This window comes from Streptomyces geranii (assembly GCF_002954775.1).
In the GTDB taxonomy this organism is placed as follows: Bacteria; Actinomycetota; Actinomycetes; order Streptomycetales; family Streptomycetaceae; genus Streptomyces; species Streptomyces geranii.
Genome location: NZ_PJME01000070.1, coordinates 1 through 22,177 on the forward strand (window position 1 = coordinate 1; position 22,177 = coordinate 22,177).

Below are 22,177 nucleotides of genomic sequence, written 5' to 3' on the forward strand. Positions count from 1 at the left end.
GGCGTCCGCCGGGCGGCGGTGCGGCGGGCATGGGGGGCGGCGCCGCGGCGGGCGGGTAGCCGTAGCCGCCGCCGGGCCGGCCCGCGGGCGGCGGGGCGGGTGCGGCGGCGCCGGGGCGGCCGGGTGCCTGCTGGTTGGTGGAGGAGGCGAGCGTACGGCTGCGGACCCGGTACAGACCGGTGTCCAGGTCGTCGGCCTTCTCCAGGTGCACCTTGATGTCGCCCATGAAGGTGTAGCGCTGCTGCTTGGCGTAGTCCCGCACCATCCCGGCGAGTTCGTCGCCGAGCTGCCCGGAGTAGGGGCTGAGGCGGTCGTAGTCCGGTGTGCTCAGTTCCACGATGAAGTCGTTGGGCACGACGGTCCGGTCGCGGTTCCAGATGGTCGCGTTGTTGTCGCACTCGCGCTGCAGTGCGCCCGCGATCTCCACGGGCTGGACCTCGGACTTGAACACTTTGGCGAAGGTGCCGTTGACCAGACCTTCGAGACGCTGCTCGAACTTCTTCAGGACTCCCATGGGGCACCTCCTCCTGGTTGCTGCTCTGTCTGAGCCGTGCGTACTGCTGTGCGGGCCGCGCCTGTCGTACTTGGTACTGCTTACTGATCGTATCCACGCGCCGGGAATTCGGCTGGTTCCCCCTGTCGGGCCGGCCGACGGGTGTCGACGCCTGACGAAGTTCCCCGAGAAGCCCCCCTTTGAACTCCTCCGCGCTCCTCCGCGCTCCTGCGAACCCCATCGGGCCCGTACCCAGATCGTAGAGGCGGCGCCAAACCAGTGTCCCGCACCCGACTGTGCACCTTGCCCGCCTCCTGAGGAGATGGGCTGGACCGGTACGAGGTTGATACGTGAACCGGCACGGGTTGATACGTAGTGGCGGCCGGTCCGGCTCGGTCGGGTTGATCAGGGGCCGGGGTGATCAGGGGCGGAGGGAAAGCGATGTGAACCCACCACCTCCAGCGTGCTAATCTTCTCGACGTCGGAAGGCCCCAGCACCGCAGGGAGCGGGACCCGAGGACACACCCAATGCGCGGGTGGCGGAATAGGCAGACGCGCTGGATTCAGGTTCCAGTGCCCGAAAGGGCGTGGGGGTTCAACTCCCCCCTCGCGCACAAGTGAACGGCCCTCATCGTGAAGACGATGGGGGCCGTTTCTCGTTGCCCCTCCGCGCTGTGCGGGTGTGAGGTCTCTCTCATATGAGGTGCGTCCCACACGGGGGCCGAAGTTATCCACAGGGTCTGACCTGAATCGTGCTGCGGCTGTACGGTCGTCGCCAGTTGATGTTGACATCTGTGGACGAAGCGGGGGAGGCGGTCGCGATGACCGAGGGCGTGACGGAACCGGTGCGGAGCCGGGCGCGGGAGCTTCCCCCGGTGCGCGGGTTCGCGCGGTGGCAGGCGGACGGTTCGCCCAAGGAGGAGGGGAAGGCGCTGCGGCGGCAGGTGCCGCGGGCGGCGCACGCCTCCTTCGACTCCGGTGCGGACGGTTCGCGGCCGGACGCGGAGGCGGCGGTCCGGGAGTCCAACCTGGGCCGTCTCCCCGAGCTGACGCCGATAAGGGTGGGCAGGATGGCGGCCACGCCGTTCGCCTTCCTGCGCGGTTCGGCAGGGTTGATGGCGTACGACCTGGCCCGCACGCCGATGACGCGGATCCGCGCGCAGATCTGCGGGGACGCCCACGCGGGCAACTTCGGGCTGTACGGGGACGCGCGCGGCGGTCTGGTGATGGACCTGAACGACTTCGACGAGACGGTCCAGGGCCCCTGGGAGTGGGACGTCAAGCGGCTCGCGGCCTCGCTGGTGCTCGCGGGCCGGGAGGCGGGCGCCGACGAGGACACCTGCCGCAAGGCGGCGCACGGCGCGGTCGGCGCGTACCGCAGGACGATGCGGCTGCTGGCGAGGCTGTCGGTGCTGGACGCGTGGAACGCCATCGCGGACGAGGAACTCGTCTCCCACACGGACGCCCATGATCTGATCGGCACCCTGGAGCGGGTCTCCGAGAAGGCGCGGGGCAACACCAGCGGGCGGTTCGCGGCGCGGTCGACGGAGGTCACCGAGGACGGCGGGCGGCGTTTCGTGGCCGCTTTGCCGGTGCTGCGGGAGGTGCCGGACGCGGAGGCCGCGGCGGTCGCGGCCTCCCTTGAGGAGTACGTGGGCACCCTGTCCGAGGACCGGCTTCCGCTGCTGGCCCGGCACTCGGTGCACGACGTGGCGTTCCGGATCGTCGGCACGGGGAGCGTGGGGGCGCGGTCGTACGTCGTGCTGCTGCTCGACCACCGCGGTGAGTCGCTGGTGCTCCAGGTGAAGGAGGCGCGTCCTTCGGTGCTGGTGCCGCAGCTGGCCGCCGCCGGGTTCGACCCGGTGGAGACCGCGGGCGCGGTGCACGAGGGGCGCCGGGTGGTGCTCGGGCAGAAGCGCATGCAGGTCGTCAGCGACATCCTGCTGGGCTGGACGACGGTCGACGGACTGCCTTTCCAGGTACGGCAGTTCCGCAACCGCAAGGGCAGCGTCGACCCGGCTGCGCTCTCCGCCGACCAGATCGACGACTACGGCCGGATGACGGGCGCCCTGCTGGCGCGGGCCCATGCCCACAGCGCGGACCCGCGGCTGATCTCCGGCTACTGCGGCAAGGGCGACGAGCTGGACGAGGCGGTGGCGGCGTTCGCCGTGGCCTACGCCGACCGCACGGAGGCGGACCACGCGGACCTGGTGGCGGCGGTGCGGGCCGGGCGGATCGACGCCGAGATGGGCGTCTGACGGGGGCGGGCTCACCGGCTCTGCCGCGGACGGGAGTATGAGGGGTGCGGGGCCGCCGCGGGGTCTGTTCGGCGGCCCTGGGTGCGCGGGCGAGCCGTGGCCTACGCTGGGCGGGTGACGACCCCGGAAGCCGATCAGTCCTCGTCCGTGCCCGAAGCCGACGGGCCGCGGGAGCCCCTTGACGCGCGGGTACCGTCCGGCGCGGCGGACCGGGCCGGCGGTCCGGCCGAGGGGGTGGCTGCCGAGGCCCGGCCCGAGGAGCGGCTGGAGCGGGCCGTGCGGGTCGCCGAGCAGGCGCTCATCGAGTACGAGATCGCGGTCGAGACCTTCCGTATCGAGGTCGAGAACTTCTCCCGGCTGCACCACCAGAAGCTCGGCCCGATGTACACCCGGCTCGACGAGCTGGACGCGAGCATCGCCGAGGCGAAGGCCGCGCGCACCGGCGACCCCGAGGACCTGCTCGCCGCGCGGGAGGCGCGGGCGCGGGTCATGCCCATGCCCGGGGTCGAGGAGCTGTTCCACGGCTGGATGGACTCGGAGGGGCTCTTCCCGGAGGCGGTGGCGATGCTCACCGACCAGCCGGTGCGGCCTCCGCAGCGGGTCCGCCCGAGCGACGAGGCCCGCAAGCTCTACCGCGAGCTGGCCCGCAAGGCCCACCCGGACCTCGCGCAGGACGAGGACGAGCGGGCCCGGCGCGACGAGTTCATCTCCCGGGTCAACGCCGCCTACGCGCGGGGCGACGAGGGGCTGCTGCGGGAGCTGGCCGAGGAGTGGGCGGCCGGTCCGGCGCCCGCCGAGTGGAAGCCGAGCCGCAGCGAGGAGCTGTACGCCCGTCTCGAATGGCTCGCCCAGCGCAAGGAGCTGCTCACGCTGGTCGCCAGTGAGCTGGAGGAGGGGGCGATCGGCGCGATGCTGAAGCTCGCCCCCGACGACCCCGACCGGCTGCTGGAGGAGATCGCCGAGCAGCTGCTCGCCCAGGTCGAGCAGCGGGAGAGGGAACTCGCCGAGTTGCTGGCGCGTTGAGCTGGGTATCGTCGGGGCATGAGTTTCGGATCTGGTGTGCCCACGGTCGAGGTCGCGGACCTCAAGGACGGCGACTTCCTGCTGGACGTCCGTGAGGACGACGAGTGGCAGGCGGGGCACGCCGAGGGGGCGTTGCACATCCCGATGAGCGAATTCGTCGCCTGCTACGGCGAGTTGACGCAGGCGGCACCGCAGGACGGCCGGGTCAACGTGATCTGCCGCTCCGGTGGCCGCTCCGCGCAGGTCACCAACTACCTGGTCCAGCAGGGCATCGACGCGGTGAACGTGGCCGGTGGCATGCAGGTGTGGGAGGCGGCGGGCCGTCCGGTCGTCACGGACGCGGGGGCGGCCGGGTTCGTCGCCTGACGACCGGTGAACCGCCGGCCCGGTGAACCGGTGACCTAGTGAACCGGTGACCTGGTAACCGGGCGTCGGATCAGCCCAGTTGGTGGGCCGCCAGCAGGTCGCCCAGGGCCTCCTCGTGCGCGGCGGCCGGGCCGAGGGACAGCTCCAGGTACTTGGCCCAGGCGTGGTAGCGGTGCAGCGGGTAGTCGGTGTCGGCGCCGAAACCGCCGTGCAGGTGCTGCGCGGTCTGCACGACCCTCCGTACCCCCTCCGAGGCCCAGGTCTTGGCGACGGCGATGTCCCCGGAGACGGGCAGCGCGCCGCCGGCCCCCGTGCTGATCCGCCAGGCCGCCTGCCACAGCGTGACCTCCATCGCGCGCAGGTCGATGTACCGGTCGGCGGCCTGGACGGCGACGGCCTGGAACGTCGCCAGCGGGTGGCCGAACTGCTCGCGCTTGCCGGTGTAGTCGCTGGTCATGCCCAGCACCGCCGTGCCCAGCCCGAGGGCCAGCGCGCAGGTGCCGACGGTCAGCAGGTCGCGCAGCCAGGGCCAGGCGCCGTCGAGGACGTACCGGGCGGGCAGCCGTACGGAGTCCAGGCGCAGTTCGCCGAGCCGTTCACCGGCGGTGGAGGTCTGCTCGGCCAGGGTCAGGCCGTCGTGGACGCGGGGGACCAGGGCGAGGACGGTGCGGTCGGCGGTGGTGCGGGCGGGTACGAGGACGAGGTCGGCGTTGTGCGCCCAGGGCACGGCCGTCTGTACGCCGTCGAGGACCCAGAGGTCGCCGTCCCGGGCGGCGGTCACGGCGAGTTCGGCGGGGTCGTGGCCGGTGCGGCCGTGGGCGGCGACGGTGAGCACGAGGTCGCCGGTGCCCGCGCGGGACAGCACCTCGGCCCGCAGCTCCGCGCTCCCGTAGGCCTGTACGGCCGCCGCAGCCGCGCTGCTCTCCAGCAGGGGCACCCTGGCCAGCACCTTCGCGGACTCGCGCAGGACGAGCGACAGGGCGATGGCGTCGAGACCGGCGCCGCCCGACTCCTCGTCGAGCAGCAGGCTCAGCAGGTCGGCGGCGGCTAGCCGCTCCCACAGCGCCCGGTCGAAGTCCTCCGCGACGGCACCCGCGACGAGGGACGGACTGGTCACCGAGTCCGGCGCGACCGATCCGAACACGGCCTGGGCCGCCTCGACCGCCGCCTGCTGCTCCTCACTGAACCGGAAGTCCATGGTGCTGTCCTCTCGGGCGGGGACGGGTGACCTGACGGGGCGCAAAGATAGAACAGGTTCTAGAAGAAGGGAACGGGTGTGGTCGTAGGGTGTCAACGCCTGTGGACAACTCCCGGAGGGGGGCTGCGCGGGACGGGTGGGTCTGAGTACCGTGCCCGTGCGCAATGGGACCGAGGTGGGACCGGGGATCGGGAGACGGGGCGGAATGGACGCGTACGAGGCGGGCTCGAACGCCCGGCAGGGACGGGAGGAGCCCGGCGGGGCCGACGGCCCTCAGCCGCCCCCGCCCGACGGCCCCCCGCCGCCCGGGGAGGTCCCGCAGCCGGAGGGTGCCCCCCGCCCGGTGCTGGCCGACCTGTCCCTGCCGTACCAGATAGCCGCCGCCCTCGCCGTCGCGGTCGTCGGCGTCGCCGCGTGTGTCCATCTCGGGCTGGTCTTTCTGCATGTCGCGCCCTCGAACACGGTCACCAAGGAGCACGCGCGGACGGTCGACGACTGGATCTACCCGGAGTTCGAGCAGAACTGGAAGCTGTTCGCGCCCAACCCGCTCCAGCAGAACATCGCCGTCGAGGTCCGCGCCGATGTCCGCACCGCCGACGGCGGGGCCCGTACGACCGGCTGGTTCGACCTCTCCGCGCTGGACGGCGCGGCCATCCACGGCAATCCCGTGCCGAGCCACACCCAGCAGAACGAGCTGCGCCGGGCCTGGGACTTCTTCGGTTCCTCGCACGACGCCCAGAACCGTCCCTCGGGGCTGCGCGGGGTCCTCGCCGAGACGTATCTGCGCCGCATCGTCGTCCTGCGCCTCGACCGCCTGGACGCGGCCGGTCCCGGCGGCACGATCGACCGCGTCCAGGTCCGCTCCCGCAGTACGAACGTCCGACCGCCCGAGTGGAGCCAGGAGCAGGTGCCCGACAAGCCCACGTACCGCGTACTGGCCTGGTGGTCCGTCCCCGACGACGAGAAGGCCCAGGAGGGCGCCTCGTGAGCCGCCCCGAGCTGTCGGCGCCCGGGTCGCTCCCGCGCTCGCTCTCCCGGTCCGTGTCCCAGGGCATCGGCCGCGTCGCCGAGAACGCCCTGGGGCCCTACCAGACCGCGATCGTCCGTATCGGCTTCTCGGCGACCTGGCTGCTGTTCCTGCTGCGCGAGTTCCCGCACCGGGCGGAGCTGTACGGCCCCGACGGCCCCTGGAGCTGGGATCTCGCCCAGCAGCTCATCTCGGACAACGGCGCCTTCACGGTCCTCATGTGGTCCGACAGCCGGCTCTGGTTCGAACTGGTCTACGTCCTCGCCGTGCTCGCCAGTGTGCTGCTGCTGCTCGGCTGGCGGACCCGCACGCTGTCCGTGGTGTTCATGGTCGGCGTGCTCTCGCTGCAGAACCGCAGCATCTTCGTGGGCGACGGCGGCGACAACGTCCTGCACCTGATGTCGATCTACCTGGTGTTCACGCGCTGCGGCCAGGTGTGGTCCCTGGACGCCCGCCGGGCCCGCGTCGCGGCACGCGCACGCGTGCCGCTCGCCGAGGCCGCCCCCGACCGCGTGGGACCCGCCCTCTGGGCCGTCCTCGGAGCGGTCCTCCTCGCCGGTACCGCCGTCGGCGGGCTCGACGGCGACCCACTGGTCCCGGTGATCCTCTGGGGCATGTGGCCGGCCCAGGCCGTGTGGTGGGCCGTGTCGCGCCCGGGGCGCGGTGGCCAGGCACGGACGCTGTTCGACATCGTCGGCAACCTCGTGCACAACGCGGCCCTGTTCGTGATCATGGCCGAGGCCTGTCTGATCTACGCGACGGCCGGCTGGTACAAGGTCCAGGGCTCGCGCTGGCAGGACGGCACCGCCGTCTACTACCCGCTCCACCTGGACTACTTCTCCCCCTGGCCCGGGCTCTCCGACCTGATGTCTTCGAGCGGCACGATGATCATGCTGGTGACGTACGGGACGGTGATCGTGCAGGTCGCCTTCCCGTTCACGCTCTTCAACCGGCGGGTCAAGAACGTCCTGCTGGCCGTGATGATGACCGAGCACGCCGTGATCGCGGTCGTCCTCGGGCTGCCCTTCTTCTCGCTCGCGATGATCGCCGCGGACGCCGTGTTCCTGCCGACCTCCTTCCTGCGCCGCCTCGGCGACGGGGCGGCACGCGCGCGTGCGCGTCTTCTCGCCCGGCTGCGGGGCGGCGGGCGCCAGGCGCCGGAGGAGCCGGCCCCCGGGGCGCCCGACGGGCCCGCTGCCGACGGCGAGACGGCCGAGCCCCCGCACGTAGGCTTCAAGGCATGACGGAAGCGGCGGCAGGACCGGTGACCGACACGGTGGCCGAGTGGCATCGGCTCGCGGGCTCCGCCGTCCTGCTCGACGGCTTCCACGCCCTCAAGCACGCCGTCCGCTTCGGCGCGCGGATCCCGGTCGCCGTGGCCACCGACCGGCGCGCGACCCTCGCCCTCGCCGACGAACTGGCCCCGGACGTACGGGAGGCCCTGGACGCCCTGCTGACCGAGGTCCCGGAGGCGGCGTACACGTCCCTCGTGCCGCGCCCGCACCCCACCGCGGTGGCCGCCCTGGCCGCACGGCCCTCCCGCGCGGCCCAGCTGGAGGCGCTCGCGAGCCCGTCCCGGACCGCGCCCGTCGTCGTGCTCGACAACCCGCGCAACCTCGGCAACGCCGGTGCGGTGATCCGGCTGGCGGCCGGCTTCGGCGCGACCGGGGTCGTCACCACCGGGACGCTCGACCCCTGGCACCCCACCGTCGTACGCGGCGGGGCCGGGCTGCACTTCGCGACCGCCGTGGAGCGGCTGGAGGTGGCCGAGCTTCCGTACGGGCCGGTGTTCGCGCTCGACCCGGAGGGCGACGACATCCGGGGGCTGAAGCTCCCGGACGACGCCGTCCTCGCCTTCGGCTCCGAACGCAGCGGGCTTTCGCCCGAACTGCGCGCGCGTGCCGACCAGCTGGTGTCCCTGCCGATGCGCCCCCAGGTCTCCAGCTACAACCTGGCGACGAGCGTGGGCATGACGCTGTACCACTGGAGCGTCACCGGGAACGCGGTTCTCTAGGCCTGCCTGCGTACCTCCACCACCCGGAACCTGTTCGCCACGAACGCCCCGTCGCACAGGGCCGCGTTCGCCGCCGGGTTGCCGCCCGAGCCGTGAAAGTCGGAGAAGGCGGCCGTCTGGTTGACGTACACCCCGCCGGTCAGGTTCAGCGACAGTTGCGCGCACTCCTCCAGGCAGGCCTCCTCGACGGCCCGCTCGAACTCCGGGTCGGTCGTGTACGCGCCGACCGTCATCGCGCCCTTCTCGCGGACCGTCCGCCGCAGCAGCTCCACCGCGTCGGCCGCCGAGTCGACGGCGACGGCGAAGGAGACCGGGCCGAAGCACTCGCTCAGGTAGGCGGCCTCGGAGTCGGCCCCGTCCCAGTACTTCCGCGTGCCGTCCAGCTTCACGATCACCGGGGTGCGGACCACCGCGTCCGGGAACTCGGGGTTCGTGATCTCCCGGGAGGCCAGGGCGACCTCGCCGAGGCCGGCCGCCGCCTCCAGGCGGGACTTCACGTCGGGGTTGACGATCGCGCCCAGCAGGCCGTTCGCGCGCGCGTCGTCGCCCAGCAGGCCGCCGACGGCGGCGGCGAGGCCGGTGACCACCTCGTCGTACGACTTGTGGCCCTCCTCCGTACGGATGCCGTCGCGCGGGATCAGGAGGTTCTGGGGGGTCGTGCACATCTGGCCGCTGTACAGGGAGAGCGCGAACGCGAGGTTCGACAGCATGCCCTTGTAGTTGTCGGTCGACTCCACGATCACCGTGTTGACGCCGGCCTTCTCCGTGTAGACCTGCGCCTGGCGGGCGTTGGCCTCCAGCCAGTCGCCGAACGCCGTCGAGCCCGTGTAGTCGATGATCCGGATCTCGGGGCGGGTCGCCAGGGTCTTCGCGATGCCCTCGCCGGGGCGCTCGGCGGCCAGGGCCACCAGGTTCGGGTCGAAGCCGGTCTCCGCGAGGACCTCGCGCGCGATGCCGACCGTCAGCGCGAGCGGCAGCACCGCGCGCGGGTGGGGCTTCACGAGGACCGCGTTGCCCGTGGCCAGGGACGCGAACAGGCCCGGGAAGCCGTTCCACGTGGGGAAGGTGTTGCAGCCGATCAGGAGGGCGATCCCGCGCGGGACGGGCGTGAACTCCTTGGTGAGGGCCAGGGGGTCGCGCTTGCCCTGGGGCTTGGACCACTCCGCGGTGCCGGGGGTGCGGACCTGCTCCGCGTACGCGTACGCCACCGCCTCCAGGCCGCGGTCCTGGGCGTGCGGGCCGCCCGCCTGGAACGCCATCATGAAGGCCTGGCCGCTGGTGTGCATGACCGCGTGCGCGAACTCGTGCGTCCGGCCGCCGATCCGCTTGAGGATCTCCAGGCAGACCACCGCGCGCACCTCCGCGCCCGCGTCGCGCCAGGCGCGCTGTCCGGCCCTCATGGCGGGCAGCAGCACGTCGACGTCCGCGTGCGGGTAGGTGACGCCCAGGGGGATGCCGTACGGGGAGACCTCGCCGCCCACCCAGTCGTCGGTGCCGGGCTGGCCGAGGTCGAGGCGGGTGTTCAGGACGGCGTCGAAGGCGGCCTTGCCCGCGGCGAGGTCCAGGCTGCCGTCCTGCCCGTACGCCTTGGGGTGTTCGGGGTGCGGGGACCAGTACGCGCGGGTGCGGATCGCTTCCAGCGCCTGGTCGAGGGTGGGCCGGTGCTGGGCGATCAGCCGGTGCGCGGTGAGTTCGGCGGCCATCGGGGAACAACTCCTCGTCTCACTCGTCTCAAGAGCACTTCGTTGAGCTCATGGCGTTCAGCTCACGACCCCGGCCGTGACCTGGCGCATGAACCGGGACATGACCTGGGCAGAAAAGGCACGACAGAGTTAGAGTAACCGAACGATCGGTCGGGACAAGGGGGTCCGCCGCATCTGTGGACAACCCCGTGCGGGAGGATCGCGCACATGACAGCACTCGACCTCAGCAGCCCCGTGGCCGTCGTCGGCACCGGCACCATGGGCCAGGGCATCGCCCAGGTCGCGCTGGTCGCCGGTCATCACGTACGGCTGTTCGACACCGCTCCGGGGCGTGCCCAGGAGGCCGCCGCCGCGATCGGCGCGCGGCTCGACCGGCTCGTCGAGAAGGACCGGATGGCGGCGGCCGAGCGGGACGCCGCCCGGGGCAGGCTGCACGCCGCCGGGAGCCTCGCCGAACTCGCCGACTGCTCCCTGGTCGTCGAGGCCGTCCTCGAACGGCTCGACGTGAAACAGGAGTTGCTGCGCGACCTGGAGGACGTGGTCGACGAGGACTGTCTGCTCGCCACCAACACCTCCTCCCTCTCCGTCACGGCCATCGGCGGAGTCCTGCGCAACCCGGGCCGCTTCGTGGGCCTGCACTTCTTCAACCCGGCGCCGCTGCTGCCCCTCGTGGAGGTCGTCTCCGGGTTCGCCACCGACGTCACGTCGGCCACGCGCGCGTACGAGATGGCCCGCGCCTGGGGCAAGACCCCGGTCGCCTGCGCGGACACCCCCGGGTTCATCGTCAACCGGCTCGCCCGGCCCTTCTACGCGGAGGCGTTCGCGGCGTACGAGGCCCAGTCCGCCGACCCCGCCACCATCGACGCGGTGCTGCGCGAGTGCGGCGGCTTCCGGATGGGCGCCTTCGAGCTGACCGACCTCATCGGGCAGGACGTCAACGAGGCCGTCACGCACTCCGTGTGGCAGGCCTTCTTCCAGGACGTGCGGTTCACGCCCTCGCTGGCCCAGCGGCGGCTCGTCGAGTCGGGCCGGCTCGGCCGCAAGACCGGACAGGGCTGGTACGAGTACGGGGACGACGCCGAGCGTGCCGAACCGCACACCGCGGAGAAGGCCCAGGCGCCCGCCTACGTCGTCGCGGAGGGCGACCTGGGCCCCGCGGCCGACCTGCTCGCGCTGATCCGCGAGGCGGGCATTCCCGTCCGCGAGGACGAGGAGGACCACGGCACCCGGCTGGTGCTGCCCGGCGGCGGCCAGCTGGTCCTCGCCGACGGCCAGACCAGCGTCGAGTTCCGGGACGTCGTCTACTTCGACCTCGCCCTCGACTACCGCCGGGCGACCCGCATGGCGCTGTCCGCCTCCCAGGACACCCAGCCGCAGACCCTCACCGAGGCGGTCGGCCTCTTCCAGGCGCTCGGCAAGGACGTCAGCGTCCTCGGGGACGCCCCCGGCATGATCGTCGCCCGCACGGTGGCCCGGATCGTCGACCTCGCGCACGACGCCGTCGCCAAGGGCGTCGCCACCGAGGAGGACGTCGACACGGCGATGCGCCTCGGCGTCAACTACCCGCTCGGGCCCTTCGAGTGGAGCCGCAGGCTCGGCCGCAGCTGGGCGCACGAGATCCTCGACGAACTCCACCAGCGCGACCCGAGCGGACGGTACGCGCCGTCCCTCGCCCTCTACCGCCACGCGTACGCCACCGACAAGCGGGAGGGCACCCCATGACCACCGCCAAGCGCGACACGTACACGCCGACGACCCTGCTCCAGGTCGCCGTCCAGGTGTTCAACGAGCGCGGCTACGACGGCACCTCCATGGAGCACCTCTCCAAGGCCGCGGGCATCTCCAAGTCGTCGATCTACCACCACGTCACCGGCAAGGAGGAGCTGCTGCGCCTCGCCGTCAGCCGGGCGCTGGACGGGCTCTTCGGGATCCTCGACGAGGAGCACGCGCGCGTGGGGGCCGCCGCCGGGCGCCTGGAGTACGTCGTACGGCGCATGGTCGAGGTGCTGATGGCCGAGCTGCCGTACGTGACGCTGCTGCTGCGGGTGCGCGGCAACACCGACACCGAGCGGTGGGCGCTGGAGCGGCGGCGGGACTTCGACCACCGGGTCGCCGAGCTGCTCAGGGCGGCGGCGGCCGAGGGGGACGTGCGCGCCGACGTGGAGGTGCGGCTCGCGACGCGGCTCGTCTTCGGGATGATCAACTCGGTCGTCGAGTGGTACCGGCCCGACGGGCGCGGCATGGGCGAGCGGGAGGTCTCCGACGCCGTGGTGCGGCTGGTCTTCGGGGGGCTGCGCAGCCCGGAGGCCTGAGTCCCGGGTGGCGGTGGTTCAGCCCTCCAGGTCCAGGTCCTCCTCCTCGAACACCAGCAGGGTGCGCGTGCTGAGCACCTCCGGCATCGCCTGCAGGCGCATCAGGACCAGCTCGCGCAGCGCCTTGTTGTCGGGGGTGTGGACCAGCAGGAGGACGTCGAAGTCGCCGCCCACCAGGGCGATGTGGTCGGCGCCGGGGAGCTGGCGCAGCTGTTCGCGGACCGTGCGCCAGGAGTTCTGGACGATCTTCAGGGTGATGTACGCCGAGGTGCCCTGCCCGGCGCGTTCGTGGTCCACGCGGGCGCCGAAGCCGCGGATCACGCCGTCCTCGATGAGCCGGTTGATGCGCGCGTAGGCGTTGGCACGGGAGACGTGGACGCGTTCGGCCACCGAGCGGATCGAGGCGCGGCCGTCCGACTGGAGCATCTGCAGGATGTCCTGGTCGATGGCGTCCAGGGGGCGCGCGGGCGGCAGGGTGTTCCCGCCCTCCGGGCGTTCGACCATTTGTTCAGGTGCCATGTCCCCCCGCCTCCCTACCATGGACGTACTGCGTCCATCTCAGGCTGTGGAGAACCGTTTGTCCACAGCCTGGCGGTGCCTGTAGCCAAAATGTGCCGACGACCGAACAATCGGTAGGTGAGGCGCCTCACATCCGTGGTGTGCCCGAAGCCGTCTCCCACGAGGAGGTGCCGTCATGACGGTCATGGAGCAGCGGAGCGCGTACCGGCCCACACCGCCGCCCGCCTGGCAGCCCCGTACCGACCCCGCGCCGCTGCTGCCCGACGCGGCTCCCTACCGCGTCCTCGGCACCGAGGCGGCGGCACAGGCGGACCCGGGGCTGCTGCGCCGGCTGTACGCGCAGGTCGTGCGCGGGCGCCGGTACAACGCGCAGGCCACCGCCCTGACCAAGCAGGGCCGGCTCGCCGTCTACCCCTCCAGCGTGGGCCAGGAGGCCTGCGAGGTGGTCGCCGCGCTCGCCCTGGAGGACCGCGACTGGCTCTTCCCCAGCTACCGGGACACGCTCGCCGTGGTCGCCCGGGGCGTGGACCCCGTACAGGCGCTGACGCTGCTGCGCGGCGACTGGCACACCGGGTACGACCCGCGCGAGCACCGGGTGGCGCCCCTGTGCACTCCGCTCGCGACCCAGCTGCCGCACGCGGTCGGGCTCGCGCACGCCGCCCGGCTCAAGGGGGACGACGTGGTCGCGCTGGCCATGGTCGGCGACGGCGGCACCAGCGAGGGCGACTTCCACGAGGCGCTGAACTTCGCGGCCGTGTGGCAGGCGCCGGTCGTCTTCCTGGTCCAGAACAACGGCTTCGCGATCTCCGTGCCGCTCGCCAAGCAGACCGCCGCCCCGTCGCTGGCCCACAAGGCCGTCGGCTACGGGATGCCGGGCCGCCTGGTCGACGGCAACGACGCGGTCGCCATGTACGAGGTGCTCAGCGACGCCGTGAAGCATGCGCGCGCGGGAGGTGGTCCCACGCTGGTCGAGGCGGTGACCTACCGCGTGGAGGCGCACACCAACGCCGACGACGACAAGCGCTACCGGGCCGACTCCGAGGTCGCCGCCTGGCGCGCGCACGACCCGATCGACCTGCTGGAACAGGAACTCACCGCGCGCGGGCTGCTCGACGAGGACGCGAGGAACGCCGCGCGGGACGACGCCGAGGCCCTCGCCGCCGATCTGCGCGCCCGGATGAACCAGGACCCGGCCCTCGACCCCATGGACCTGTTCGCCCAGGTCTACGCCGAACCCACCCCCCAACTGCGCGAGCAGCGGGCCCAGCTGCGGGCCGAGCTGGATGCCGAGGCGGAAGGGGCGCACCGATGACGACCGTCGCCCTCAAACCGGCCACCATGGCGCAGGCCCTCACGCGCGCGATGCGCGACGCCATGGCCGCCGACCCGGCCGTGCACGTCCTCGGCGAGGACGTCGGCACCCTGGGCGGGGTCTTCCGGGTCACCGACGGCCTCGCCAAGGAGTTCGGCGAGGACCGCTGCACGGACACCCCGCTCGCCGAGGCGGGCATCCTCGGGGCGGCCGTCGGCATGGCCATGTACGGACTGCGGCCGGTCGTCGAGATGCAGTTCGACGCGTTCGCCTACCCCGCGTTCGAGCAGCTGATCTCGCACGTCTCCCGGATGCGCAACCGCACGCGCGGCGCCATGCCCCTGCCGATCACCGTCCGGGTGCCCTACGGCGGCGGCATCGGCGGCGTCGAGCACCACAGCGACTCCTCCGAGGCGTACTACATGGCGACCCCCGGCCTCCATGTCGTCACACCGGCCACGGTCCCCGACGCGTACGGCCTGCTGCGGGCCGCCATCGCCTCCGACGACCCGGTGGTCTTCCTGGAGCCCAAGCGCCTGTACTGGTCGAAGGACACCTGGAACCCGGAGGAGCCGTCGGCCGTTGAACCGATCGGACGCGCGGTGGTGCGGCGCCCGGGCCGCAGCGCCACGCTGATCACGTACGGGCCGTCGCTGCCCGTCTGCCTGGAGGCGGCGCGGGCGGCGGAGGCGGAGGGCTGGGACCTGGAGGTCGTCGACCTGCGTTCCCTGGTCCCGTTCGACGACGAGACGGTGTGCGCCTCGGTCCGGCGCACCGGGCGGGCCCTCGTCGTGCACGAGTCGGGCGGTTTCGGCGGCCCGGGCGGGGAGATCGCGGCCCGCGTCACGGAGCGCTGCTTCCACCATCTGGAGGCGCCGGTCCTGCGCGTCGCCGGTTTCGACATCCCGTACCCGCCGCCGATGCTGGAGCGGCACCACCTGCCCGGCGTCGACCGTGTCCTGGACGCCGTGGGACGGCTGCAGTGGGAGGCGGAACGCTGATGGCACAGGTACTGGAGTTCAGGCTCCCCGATCTCGGCGAGGGGCTCACCGGGGCGCTGATCGTGCGCTGGCTGGTCGAGGTCGGCGAGGTCGTCGCCGTGGACCAGCCGGTCGTCGAGGTCGAGACGGCCAAGGCGATGGTCGACGTGCCCTGCCCCTACGGCGGTGTCGTCACCGCCCGCTTCGGCGAGGAGGGCACCGAACTGCCCGTCGGGGCACCCCTGGTGACGGTCGCGGTCGGCACCCCGGCGCACCCCGAACCGGCGGGCGACGCGGACCGGGGCTCCGGGAACGTACTGGTCGGGTACGGCACCTCCGAGGCGCCCGCGCGGCGGCGCAGGGTGCGCCGGGAACAGGCGGCGCCCGCCGCCCCGGTGGTCGTCACGGAAACCGCCGTGCAGGCCCCTGCCCCCGCCCGTGCCGACGGGCCCGTGCCGGTCATCTCGCCGCTCGTGCGCAGGCTCGCTCGCGAGAACGGCCTGGATCTGCGGGAGTTGGCGGGTTCCGGGCCCGACGGACTGATCCTGCGCGCCGACGTCGAGCGCGCCCTGCGTGACGGGGTCGCGCGAACCGGGTCCCCGGCTCCGGCGTCCGTCGCGACTCCGGTGCCCGCCGCGCACACTGCTCCTGCTGTTGCCCCTGCCCCTGCCCCTGCCCCTGTTCCCGCCTCCGCCGAGGGCACCCGTATCCCCCTCAAGGGCATCCGAGGTGCCGTCGCCGACAAGCTCTCCCGCAGTCGGCGCGAGATCCCGGACGCGACCTGCTGGGTCGACGCCGACGCGACGGAACTCATGCACGTGCGCGTGCACATGAACGCGGCCGGAGCGCCGAAGATCTCCCTCCTCGCGCTCCTCGCCCGGATCTGCACCGCCGCCCTCGCCCGGTACCCCGAGCTGAACTCCACGGTCGACCTGGAGGCCAGGGAGATCGTCCTGCTCGACCGCGTCCACCTCGGGTTCGCCGCCCAGACCGAGCGCGGGCTCGTCGTCCCCGTCGTCCGGGACGCGCACACCAGGAACGCCGAGTCGCTGAGCGCCGAGATCGCCCGGCTGACCGAGGCGGCCCGCACCGGCACCCTCACCCCCGCCGAACTCACCGGCGGCACCTTCACGTTGAACAACTACGGCGTGTTCGGCGTCGACGGCTCCACCCCGATCGTCAACCACCCCGAGGCCGCCATGCTCGGCGTCGGCCGGATCGTCCCCAAGCCATGGGTGCACGAGGGCGAACTGGCGGTGCGTCAGGTCGTCCAGCTGGGGCTCACCTTCGACCACCGGGTGTGCGACGGCGGTACGGCGGGCGGTTTCCTGCGCTATGTGGCGGACTGTGTGGAACAGCCGGCGGTGCTGCTGCGCACACTGTGATCAGGGTGACGCGCGCCCGTTCCCTGTGATCAGCGGGGGCCCGCATACTCGGAGGGTGACCGCGCATGAGCCCCAGCCCTCAGGGACCCCCGGCGCCGACGGCTACGACGCCGTCGTGCTCGCGGGCGGGGCCGCCCGGCGGCTCGGCGGCGCCGACAAGCCCGGCGTGCGGGTGGGCGGGCGCGCGCTCCTGGACCGGGTGCTCGCCGCCTGCGCCGACGCCGGCACCACCGTGGTCGTGGCCGGTCCCCGGCCCACCGCACGGCCGGTCACCTGGGCCCACGAGGACCCGCCGGGCGGCGGACCCGTCGCCGCGCTCGACGCGGGCCTGCGACAGACCGGGGCCGCGCTCGTCGTCGTACTCTCCGCCGATCTCCCCTTCCTCGGACCGGCGACGGTACGGCGGCTGCTCGACGCCCTGCGGACGAGCGGCGCCGAGGGCGCGCTGCTCACCGACCCCGACGGCCGGGACCAGCCGCTCGTGGCCGCGTACCGGACGGCCGCACTGCGCCGGGAACTGGGCGCGCTCGCCCTCGAACACGGCGGCCTCACCGGCCTGCCGCTGCGCCGGCTGACCGGCGCCCTCGAACTCACCCGGGTCTCCGACCCCGTCGCGTCCTTCGACTGCGACACCTGGGACGACATCGCCGCCGCCAGAGCACGGATCAGGGAGCATGGGCACGTGTTGGACGAATGGATTTCCGCAGCCAAGGACGAACTGGGCATCGACCTGGACGTCGACACCGCCCTCCTCCTCGACCTCGCCCGCGACGCCGCGCACGGGGTGGCCAGGCCGGCCGCCCCGCTGACGACGTTCCTCGTCGGCTACGCGGCGGGCCGGGCCGGGGGAGGCCCGGAGGCCGTCGCCGAGGCCGGCCGCAAGGCCGTCGCCCTGGCCCTGCGCTGGGCCGAGGAGGCCAAGGCGGACGAGCGGGCCGCGGCGCCCGCCGAGCCCGGTGCCGACAAGGCCGCCGACAGCCACCCGGACGCCGGATGACCGCCCGCAGCGACCTGGACGACCTCGGCGTCGAGGAGGCACTCGCCCTCGTGAACGAAGGCAGCGGAACAGGCAGCGGCACCGGCGGCGGCAGACAGGGTGACGGGCCTGCCGCCGAGGGCTCCGCAGTACCCGCCCCCACCGGCGAGGGCGTCTACGACGTGGATGCCGACCGGTCCGGCCACCGCGACGCCCCTGGGAACCCCACCCCGGCCCCCGCCCGACCCCGGGCCACCCCCTGGCCGCAGGCCCGCGTCATCGCCGAACGCGCCGCCCGCCAGGTCCCCCGTACTGCCTCGGCGCCCGTCTCCGTACCTCTGGAGGCCTCCCTCGGCCTGGTGCTCGCCGCTCCCCTGGCGGCGCTCACCGATCTGCCCTCCTTCGACACCTCCGCGATGGACGGCTGGGCGGTGGCAGGGCCCGGCCCCTGGCACGTGCGCGAGGCAGGCGTCCTCGCCGGGCACGCGCAGCCCGAGCCGCTCACCGACGGCAGCGCGGTACGGATCGCTACCGGCGCCCGTATCCCCCACGACACCACCGCCGTCCTGCGCAGCGAGCACGGCCGCACCGACGACAAGGGCCGGCTGCACCCCACCCGGGACATGAGCCACGGCCAGGACATCCGGCCGCGCGGCCAGGAGTGCCGTTCCGGTGACCAGCTGCTGCCCACCGGCACCTTCGTGACCCCGGCCGTGCTCGGGCTCGCGGCGGCGGCCGGGTACGACACCCTCGCCGCGATCCCCCGCCCCCGGGCCGAAGTCCTCGTCCTGGGCGACGAGTTGCTCACCGAGGGGCTCCCGCACGACGGGCTGATCCGGGACGCCCTCGGCCCGATGCTGCCGCCCTGGCTGCGCTCGCTCGGCGCCGACGTCATCGCCGTACGCAGGCTCGGGGACGAGGCCGACGCACTGTACGAGGCCCTGCGGAACTCCCCCGCCGAGCTGATCGTCACCACCGGAGGCACCGCCGCCGGACCCGTCGACCATGTCCACCCCACCCTGCGCCGCCTCGGCGCCGAGCTGCTCGTGAACGGCGTCCAGGTGCGCCCCGGGCACCCCATGCTGCTGGCCCGGCTGAAGGAGAACCAGCACCTCGTCGGGCTGCCCGGCAATCCGCTGGCCGCCGTCTCCGGGCTGCTCACCCTCGCCGAGCCCCTGCTGCGGACCCTCGCGGGACGGGCGGCGCCGGAGCCGTACACGCTGCCGCTCAGGGACGAGGTGCACGGGCACCCGCACGACACCCGGCTCGTCCCCGTCGTCCTGCGTGGCGACCGGGCCGTGCCGCTGCACTACAACGGGCCCGCCATGCTGCGGGGTGTCGCGGCGGCCGAGGCCCTCGCGGTCGTACCGCCGGGTGGTGCCCGACCCGGTCAGGAACTGGAACTGCTCGACCTGCCCTGGGCGTCAGTCACCGATGCCGGGGTGTGTTTCACGTGAAACATTCGACACTGCTGGACCGTACGGGAGGATGTTTCACGTGAAACTGCCGGGCCATGACGCCATAGCCCGCCAGGCGGACGAGCATCTGGTGACCCATCGGGTGAAACTTCCCCGGACCGTGGTGGAACGACCGATCCGCCAGGTCGCCAAACGGGTCGCCATCGCCCTGCTGGTGCTGGTCGGGACCGCGCTCATCGTCTACGCCGACCGCGACGGCTACACCGACAACTCCGACGGGTCCGTCGATCTCCTCGACGCCTTCTACTACGCCACCGTCACCCTCTCCACCACCGGGTACGGCGACATCACACCCGTCAGTGATGTCGCCCGGTTCACCAACATCTTCGTCATCACACCGCTGCGCGTGCTCTTCCTGATCATCCTGGTCGGCACGACTCTCGAAGTCCTCACGGAACGCACCCGTGAGGAGTGGCGGCAGAACCGCTGGAGGGCGGCCTTGCGAGACCACACCGTTGTCATCGGGTTCGGCACCAAGGGGCGGTCGGCCGTGCAGACCGTCTGTGTCACCGGGCTGAAGAAGGAACAGGTTGTGGTCGTCGACCCCAGCGCGAAGGCCGTCGAGGCGGCCACCGCCGAGGGGTACGCCGGAGTGATCGGCGACGCGACGCGAAGTGACGTACTGCTGCGGGCCGAGCTGCAGAAGGCGCGGCAGATCATCATCGCCACCCAGCGCGACGACACGGCCGTCCTGGTCACGCTCACCGCCCGGCAGCTGAACCGCACGGCGAAGATCGTGGCCGCCGTGCGCGAGGAGGAGAACGCGCCGCTGCTCAAGCAGTCCGGCGCCGACGCCGTCATCACCAGCGCCAGCGCGGCCGGGCGGCTGCTCGGGCTGTCCGTGCTCAGTCCCGCCGCCGGCATGGTGATGGAGGACCTCATCCAGCAGGGCAGCGGGCTCGACATCGTCGAACGGCCGGTCATAAAGGCCGAGGTCGGCAAGGGACCGCGCGAGACGGACGACCTGGTCGTGAGCGTCGTGCGCGGGCACCGGGTGCTGGGCTACGACGATCCGTCCATCGGGGAGCTGCAGATCGCCGACCGGCTGATCACCATCGTGCGGGCGACGCCGGGCGCGCATGTGGCACCCGACGCCCGCAAACTCACGTAGGACTCGCAGGACCCGGTTACTTGCGGTTGTAGAGCCGCATCGTCACCGGGCCGAAGACCAGGATCAGCAGGCCCGCCCAGCCGAGCGACCAGGCGATCTCGGCGGTGGGCCACTCGCCGGCCATCAGCTCGCGCACCGCCGACGACACATGGGTGATCGGGCTGTTGTTGACGAAGGCCTGGAGCCAGCCGGGCATGGTGCTCGGGTCGACGAAGACGTTCGACAGGAAGGTCAGCGGGAAGATCACCATCATGCTGACGCCCATCACCGACTTCTCCGTGCGCAGCAGCAGCCCGAACATGGTCCAGATCCAGGAGAAGGCGAAGGAGAAGACCAGCAGGAGGGCGATACCGGCGACCACGCCCACCACTCCGCCGTCGGGGCGGTAGCCGAGGATGATGCCGACCGTCAGCATCACCACGGACGCCATGGTGTAGCGCAGGGCGTCGCCCAGCAGGTAGCCGACCATCACCGCGGGCCGCCAGATCGGCAGGGTGCGGAAGCGGTCGAAGACGCCCTTCTCGATGTCCGTGTTGACCGAGACACCGGTGTACATCGTGATCATCACGACCGACATCACCAGGATGCCCGGCAGCAGGAACTGGATGTACTCGCGCGGGGAGCCCGCCAGGGCGCCGCCGAACAGGTACGTGTACATCAGCACCATCATGATCGGGAACGCGGTGACGTCGAAGAGCTGCTCGGGGACGTGCTTGATCTTGAGGATCGCGCGCCAGCCGAAGGTGAGGGACGCGGAGAGCGCGCTGGGGCGCGGCGGGCGTTCCCTGGTGACGAGCAGGGCGGCCAGGGACTCGGCGCTGACGGGGGCGAGTTCCTTGTTCTCGGTGGTGGTCGCGGTGCTCATGCCGCCACCTCTCCTTCGGATGCTTCGGTGGAGCCGGTCGTGGAACCGGCTTCCGTGTCGTGGCCGGTGAGGGCGAGGAACACCTCGTCCAGGCTGGGCTGTCCCAGGGAGAAGTTGTCGACGGTGATGCCGCAGCGGGCCAGCTCGGCGAGCGCGCGGGCCGCCTGCTCGGCCGCCGTGTCGCTGGTCGACGTACCCATCCGGGCCGTAAGCGCCACCGGGTCGGGCTCGCGCTGGACGGTCGCGTCGAGGGCGAGACGCAGCACCTCCTCCGCCTCGGGCCGCTGGGCCGGATCGCGCAGCCGCAGATGGACGGAGCCGGCGCCGACGGACGCCTTCAGCTCGCCCTTGGTGCCCTCCGCGATGACCTTGCCCTTGTCGATGACGGCGATCCGGGACGCCAGCTGGTCGGCCTCGTCCAGATACTGCGTGGTCAGCAGCACGGTCGTGCCCTGGGCGACCACCGCGCGCACGATGTCCCACACCTGGTTGCGGCTGCGCGGGTCGAGGCCGGTCGTCGGCTCGTCGAGGAAGAGCAGGTCGGGGGTGTTGAGGATGGACGCGGCGATGTCGATCCGGCGCCGCATCCCGCCCGAGTAGTGTTTGACCTGCTTCGCCGCCGCGTCCGTGAGGCCGAAGGCCTCCAGGAGCTGGGCGGCACGGTCGCGGGCGGTCCGCTTGTGGTGGCCGAGGAGCCGGCCGAGCAGCACCAGGTTCTCGGTGCCGGTGAGGTCCTCGTCCACGGACGCGTACTGGCCGGTGAGGCTGACCCGGGAGCGGACCGCGTCGGCCTCGCGCACCACGTCGTGGCCGAAGACGTGCGCCTCGCCGCCGTCCGGGCGGAGCAGCGTGGCCAGCATCTTCACGGTGGTCGTCTTGCCCGCGCCGTTCGGCCCGAGGACTCCGTAGACCGTGCCGGTGGGCACGGTGAGGTCGACGCCGTCGACGGCCCGGGTCTCGCCGAACGTCTTCACCAGGCTCGCGGTCTCGATCGCGAGGTCGGGCGCCTCGGCCGCCCTGCCTGCGGCGGCTGACTGTGGGCTCATGTCGCGGGGTCCTTCCGGATTCCTTGCGCGTACGGGCTGACGCAAGGGGAGACCGTCGGCCGGCCGGAAACTTATCGGTCGCGCGACCGTACGTCCCTCCACGGTCTCTCC

General features: G+C 72.5%; 20 protein-coding genes and 1 tRNA gene. 15 read left to right on the forward strand and 6 right to left on the reverse strand.

Annotated elements, in window-relative coordinates; genetic code table 11:
- Positions 1 to 514: DUF3662 domain-containing protein (locus tag CW359_RS41485; RefSeq protein ID WP_157968740.1), on the reverse strand; the 514-nt coding region annotated here is incomplete at its 3' end.
- A 509-nt stretch (positions 515 to 1,023) separates the two neighbouring features.
- Between CW359_RS41485 and CW359_RS41490 the strand changes: the two genes are divergently transcribed.
- The 4 genes from CW359_RS41490 to CW359_RS41505 all read left to right on the forward strand — a co-directional run bounded on the left by CW359_RS41490 (position 1,024) and on the right by CW359_RS41505 (position 4,140).
- Positions 1,024 to 1,107: transfer RNA gene (locus CW359_RS41490), tRNA-Leu, on the forward strand.
- 207 nt (positions 1,108 to 1,314) lie between these two features.
- Positions 1,315 to 2,751, forward strand: coding sequence for a DUF2252 domain-containing protein (locus CW359_RS41495; RefSeq protein ID WP_105975438.1), 1,437 nt, complete (start codon positions 1,315 to 1,317; stop codon positions 2,749 to 2,751).
- 114 nt (positions 2,752 to 2,865) lie between these two features.
- Positions 2,866 to 3,774, forward strand: a complete 909-nt coding sequence (locus CW359_RS41500) for a J domain-containing protein (protein WP_105975439.1) — start codon at positions 2,866 to 2,868, stop codon at positions 3,772 to 3,774.
- A 36-nt stretch (positions 3,775 to 3,810) separates the two neighbouring features.
- Entirely contained in the window at positions 3,811 to 4,140 is a 330-nt protein-coding gene (locus CW359_RS41505) for a rhodanese-like domain-containing protein (RefSeq protein ID WP_105975440.1), read from the forward strand.
- Between the two features lie 70 nt (positions 4,141 to 4,210).
- Here the strand turns inward: CW359_RS41505 and CW359_RS41510 are convergent, their stop codons facing one another.
- Positions 4,211 to 5,338 (reverse strand): acyl-CoA dehydrogenase family protein, encoded by a 1,128-nt coding sequence (locus CW359_RS41510; protein ID WP_105975441.1) that lies wholly within the window; start codon positions 5,336 to 5,338, stop codon positions 4,211 to 4,213.
- Between the two features lie 205 nt (positions 5,339 to 5,543).
- Here CW359_RS41510 and CW359_RS41515 point away from each other — a divergent pair, with 205 nt between their 5' ends.
- Genes CW359_RS41515 through CW359_RS41525 form a run of 3 tightly spaced genes read left to right on the forward strand, consistent with a single transcriptional unit; the run spans position 5,544 to position 8,379 of the window.
- A complete protein-coding gene (locus CW359_RS41515) occupies positions 5,544 to 6,326 on the forward strand; it encodes a DUF5819 family protein (RefSeq protein ID WP_105975442.1) in 783 nt (260 codons plus the stop codon).
- Complete coding sequence (locus CW359_RS41520; RefSeq protein ID WP_232838831.1) at positions 6,323 to 7,609, forward strand: HTTM domain-containing protein; 1,287 nt, start codon at positions 6,323 to 6,325, stop codon at positions 7,607 to 7,609. The genes CW359_RS41515 and CW359_RS41520 overlap by 4 nt, the downstream gene beginning before the upstream one ends.
- The gene (locus CW359_RS41525) at positions 7,606 to 8,379 is read left to right on the forward strand and encodes a TrmH family RNA methyltransferase (RefSeq protein WP_105975443.1); all 774 of its coding nucleotides are present in this window, start codon (positions 7,606 to 7,608) and stop codon (positions 8,377 to 8,379) included. The genes CW359_RS41520 and CW359_RS41525 overlap by 4 nt, the downstream gene beginning before the upstream one ends.
- Here CW359_RS41525 and paaN read toward each other — a convergent pair.
- Entirely contained in the window at positions 8,376 to 10,082 is a 1,707-nt protein-coding gene (gene paaN, locus CW359_RS41530) for a phenylacetic acid degradation protein PaaN (protein ID WP_105975444.1), read from the reverse strand. The genes CW359_RS41525 and paaN overlap by 4 nt on opposite strands.
- A 207-nt stretch (positions 10,083 to 10,289) precedes the next feature.
- Here paaN and CW359_RS41535 point away from each other — a divergent pair, with 207 nt between their 5' ends.
- On the forward strand, positions 10,290 to 11,804 hold the full coding sequence (locus CW359_RS41535; protein ID WP_105975445.1) for a 3-hydroxyacyl-CoA dehydrogenase: 1,515 nt from the start codon (positions 10,290 to 10,292) through the stop codon (positions 11,802 to 11,804).
- On the forward strand, positions 11,801 to 12,394 hold the full coding sequence (locus CW359_RS41540) for a TetR/AcrR family transcriptional regulator (RefSeq protein WP_105975446.1): 594 nt from the start codon (positions 11,801 to 11,803) through the stop codon (positions 12,392 to 12,394). The genes CW359_RS41535 and CW359_RS41540 overlap by 4 nt, the downstream gene beginning before the upstream one ends.
- Before the next feature lie 18 nt (positions 12,395 to 12,412).
- On the opposite strand, the gene CW359_RS41545 is transcribed toward CW359_RS41540, so the two are convergent.
- Positions 12,413 to 12,913: an Lrp/AsnC family transcriptional regulator gene (locus CW359_RS41545; protein ID WP_408647581.1), complete on the reverse strand. Its 501-nt coding sequence runs from the start codon at positions 12,911 to 12,913 to the stop codon at positions 12,413 to 12,415.
- Positions 12,914 to 13,088: 175 nt separating this feature from the next.
- Here CW359_RS41545 and pdhA point away from each other — a divergent pair, with 175 nt between their 5' ends.
- Genes pdhA through CW359_RS41575 form a run of 6 tightly spaced genes read left to right on the forward strand, consistent with a single transcriptional unit; the run spans position 13,089 to position 20,155 of the window.
- The gene (pdhA, locus tag CW359_RS41550; protein WP_105975448.1) at positions 13,089 to 14,225 is read left to right on the forward strand and encodes a pyruvate dehydrogenase (acetyl-transferring) E1 component subunit alpha; all 1,137 of its coding nucleotides are present in this window, start codon (positions 13,089 to 13,091) and stop codon (positions 14,223 to 14,225) included.
- Positions 14,222 to 15,226, forward strand: coding sequence for an alpha-ketoacid dehydrogenase subunit beta (locus tag CW359_RS41555; RefSeq protein WP_105975449.1), 1,005 nt, complete (start codon positions 14,222 to 14,224; stop codon positions 15,224 to 15,226). Before pdhA ends, CW359_RS41555 begins: the two co-directional genes overlap by 4 nt.
- The gene (locus CW359_RS41560) at positions 15,226 to 16,590 is read left to right on the forward strand and encodes a dihydrolipoamide acetyltransferase family protein (RefSeq protein ID WP_105975450.1); all 1,365 of its coding nucleotides are present in this window, start codon (positions 15,226 to 15,228) and stop codon (positions 16,588 to 16,590) included. Before CW359_RS41555 ends, CW359_RS41560 begins: the two co-directional genes overlap by 1 nt.
- 55 nt (positions 16,591 to 16,645) lie before the next feature.
- Positions 16,646 to 17,587, forward strand: a complete 942-nt coding sequence (locus tag CW359_RS41565) for an NTP transferase domain-containing protein (protein ID WP_105975451.1) — start codon at positions 16,646 to 16,648, stop codon at positions 17,585 to 17,587.
- A complete protein-coding gene (locus CW359_RS41570; protein WP_105975452.1) occupies positions 17,584 to 19,023 on the forward strand; it encodes a molybdopterin molybdotransferase MoeA in 1,440 nt (479 codons plus the stop codon). The genes CW359_RS41565 and CW359_RS41570 overlap by 4 nt, the downstream gene beginning before the upstream one ends.
- 31 nt (positions 19,024 to 19,054) lie before the next feature.
- Positions 19,055 to 20,155: a potassium channel family protein gene (locus CW359_RS41575; protein WP_198655573.1), complete on the forward strand. Its 1,101-nt coding sequence runs from the start codon at positions 19,055 to 19,057 to the stop codon at positions 20,153 to 20,155.
- Positions 20,156 to 20,171: 16 nt separating this feature from the next.
- Here CW359_RS41575 and CW359_RS41580 read toward each other — a convergent pair whose 3' ends face one another.
- A complete protein-coding gene (locus CW359_RS41580) occupies positions 20,172 to 21,020 on the reverse strand; it encodes an ABC transporter permease (protein WP_105975454.1) in 849 nt (282 codons plus the stop codon).
- Positions 21,017 to 22,066: an ATP-binding cassette domain-containing protein gene (locus CW359_RS41585; protein WP_105975455.1), complete on the reverse strand. Its 1,050-nt coding sequence runs from the start codon at positions 22,064 to 22,066 to the stop codon at positions 21,017 to 21,019. The genes CW359_RS41580 and CW359_RS41585 overlap by 4 nt, the downstream gene beginning before the upstream one ends.
- Positions 22,067 to 22,177: the final 111 nt, after the last annotated feature.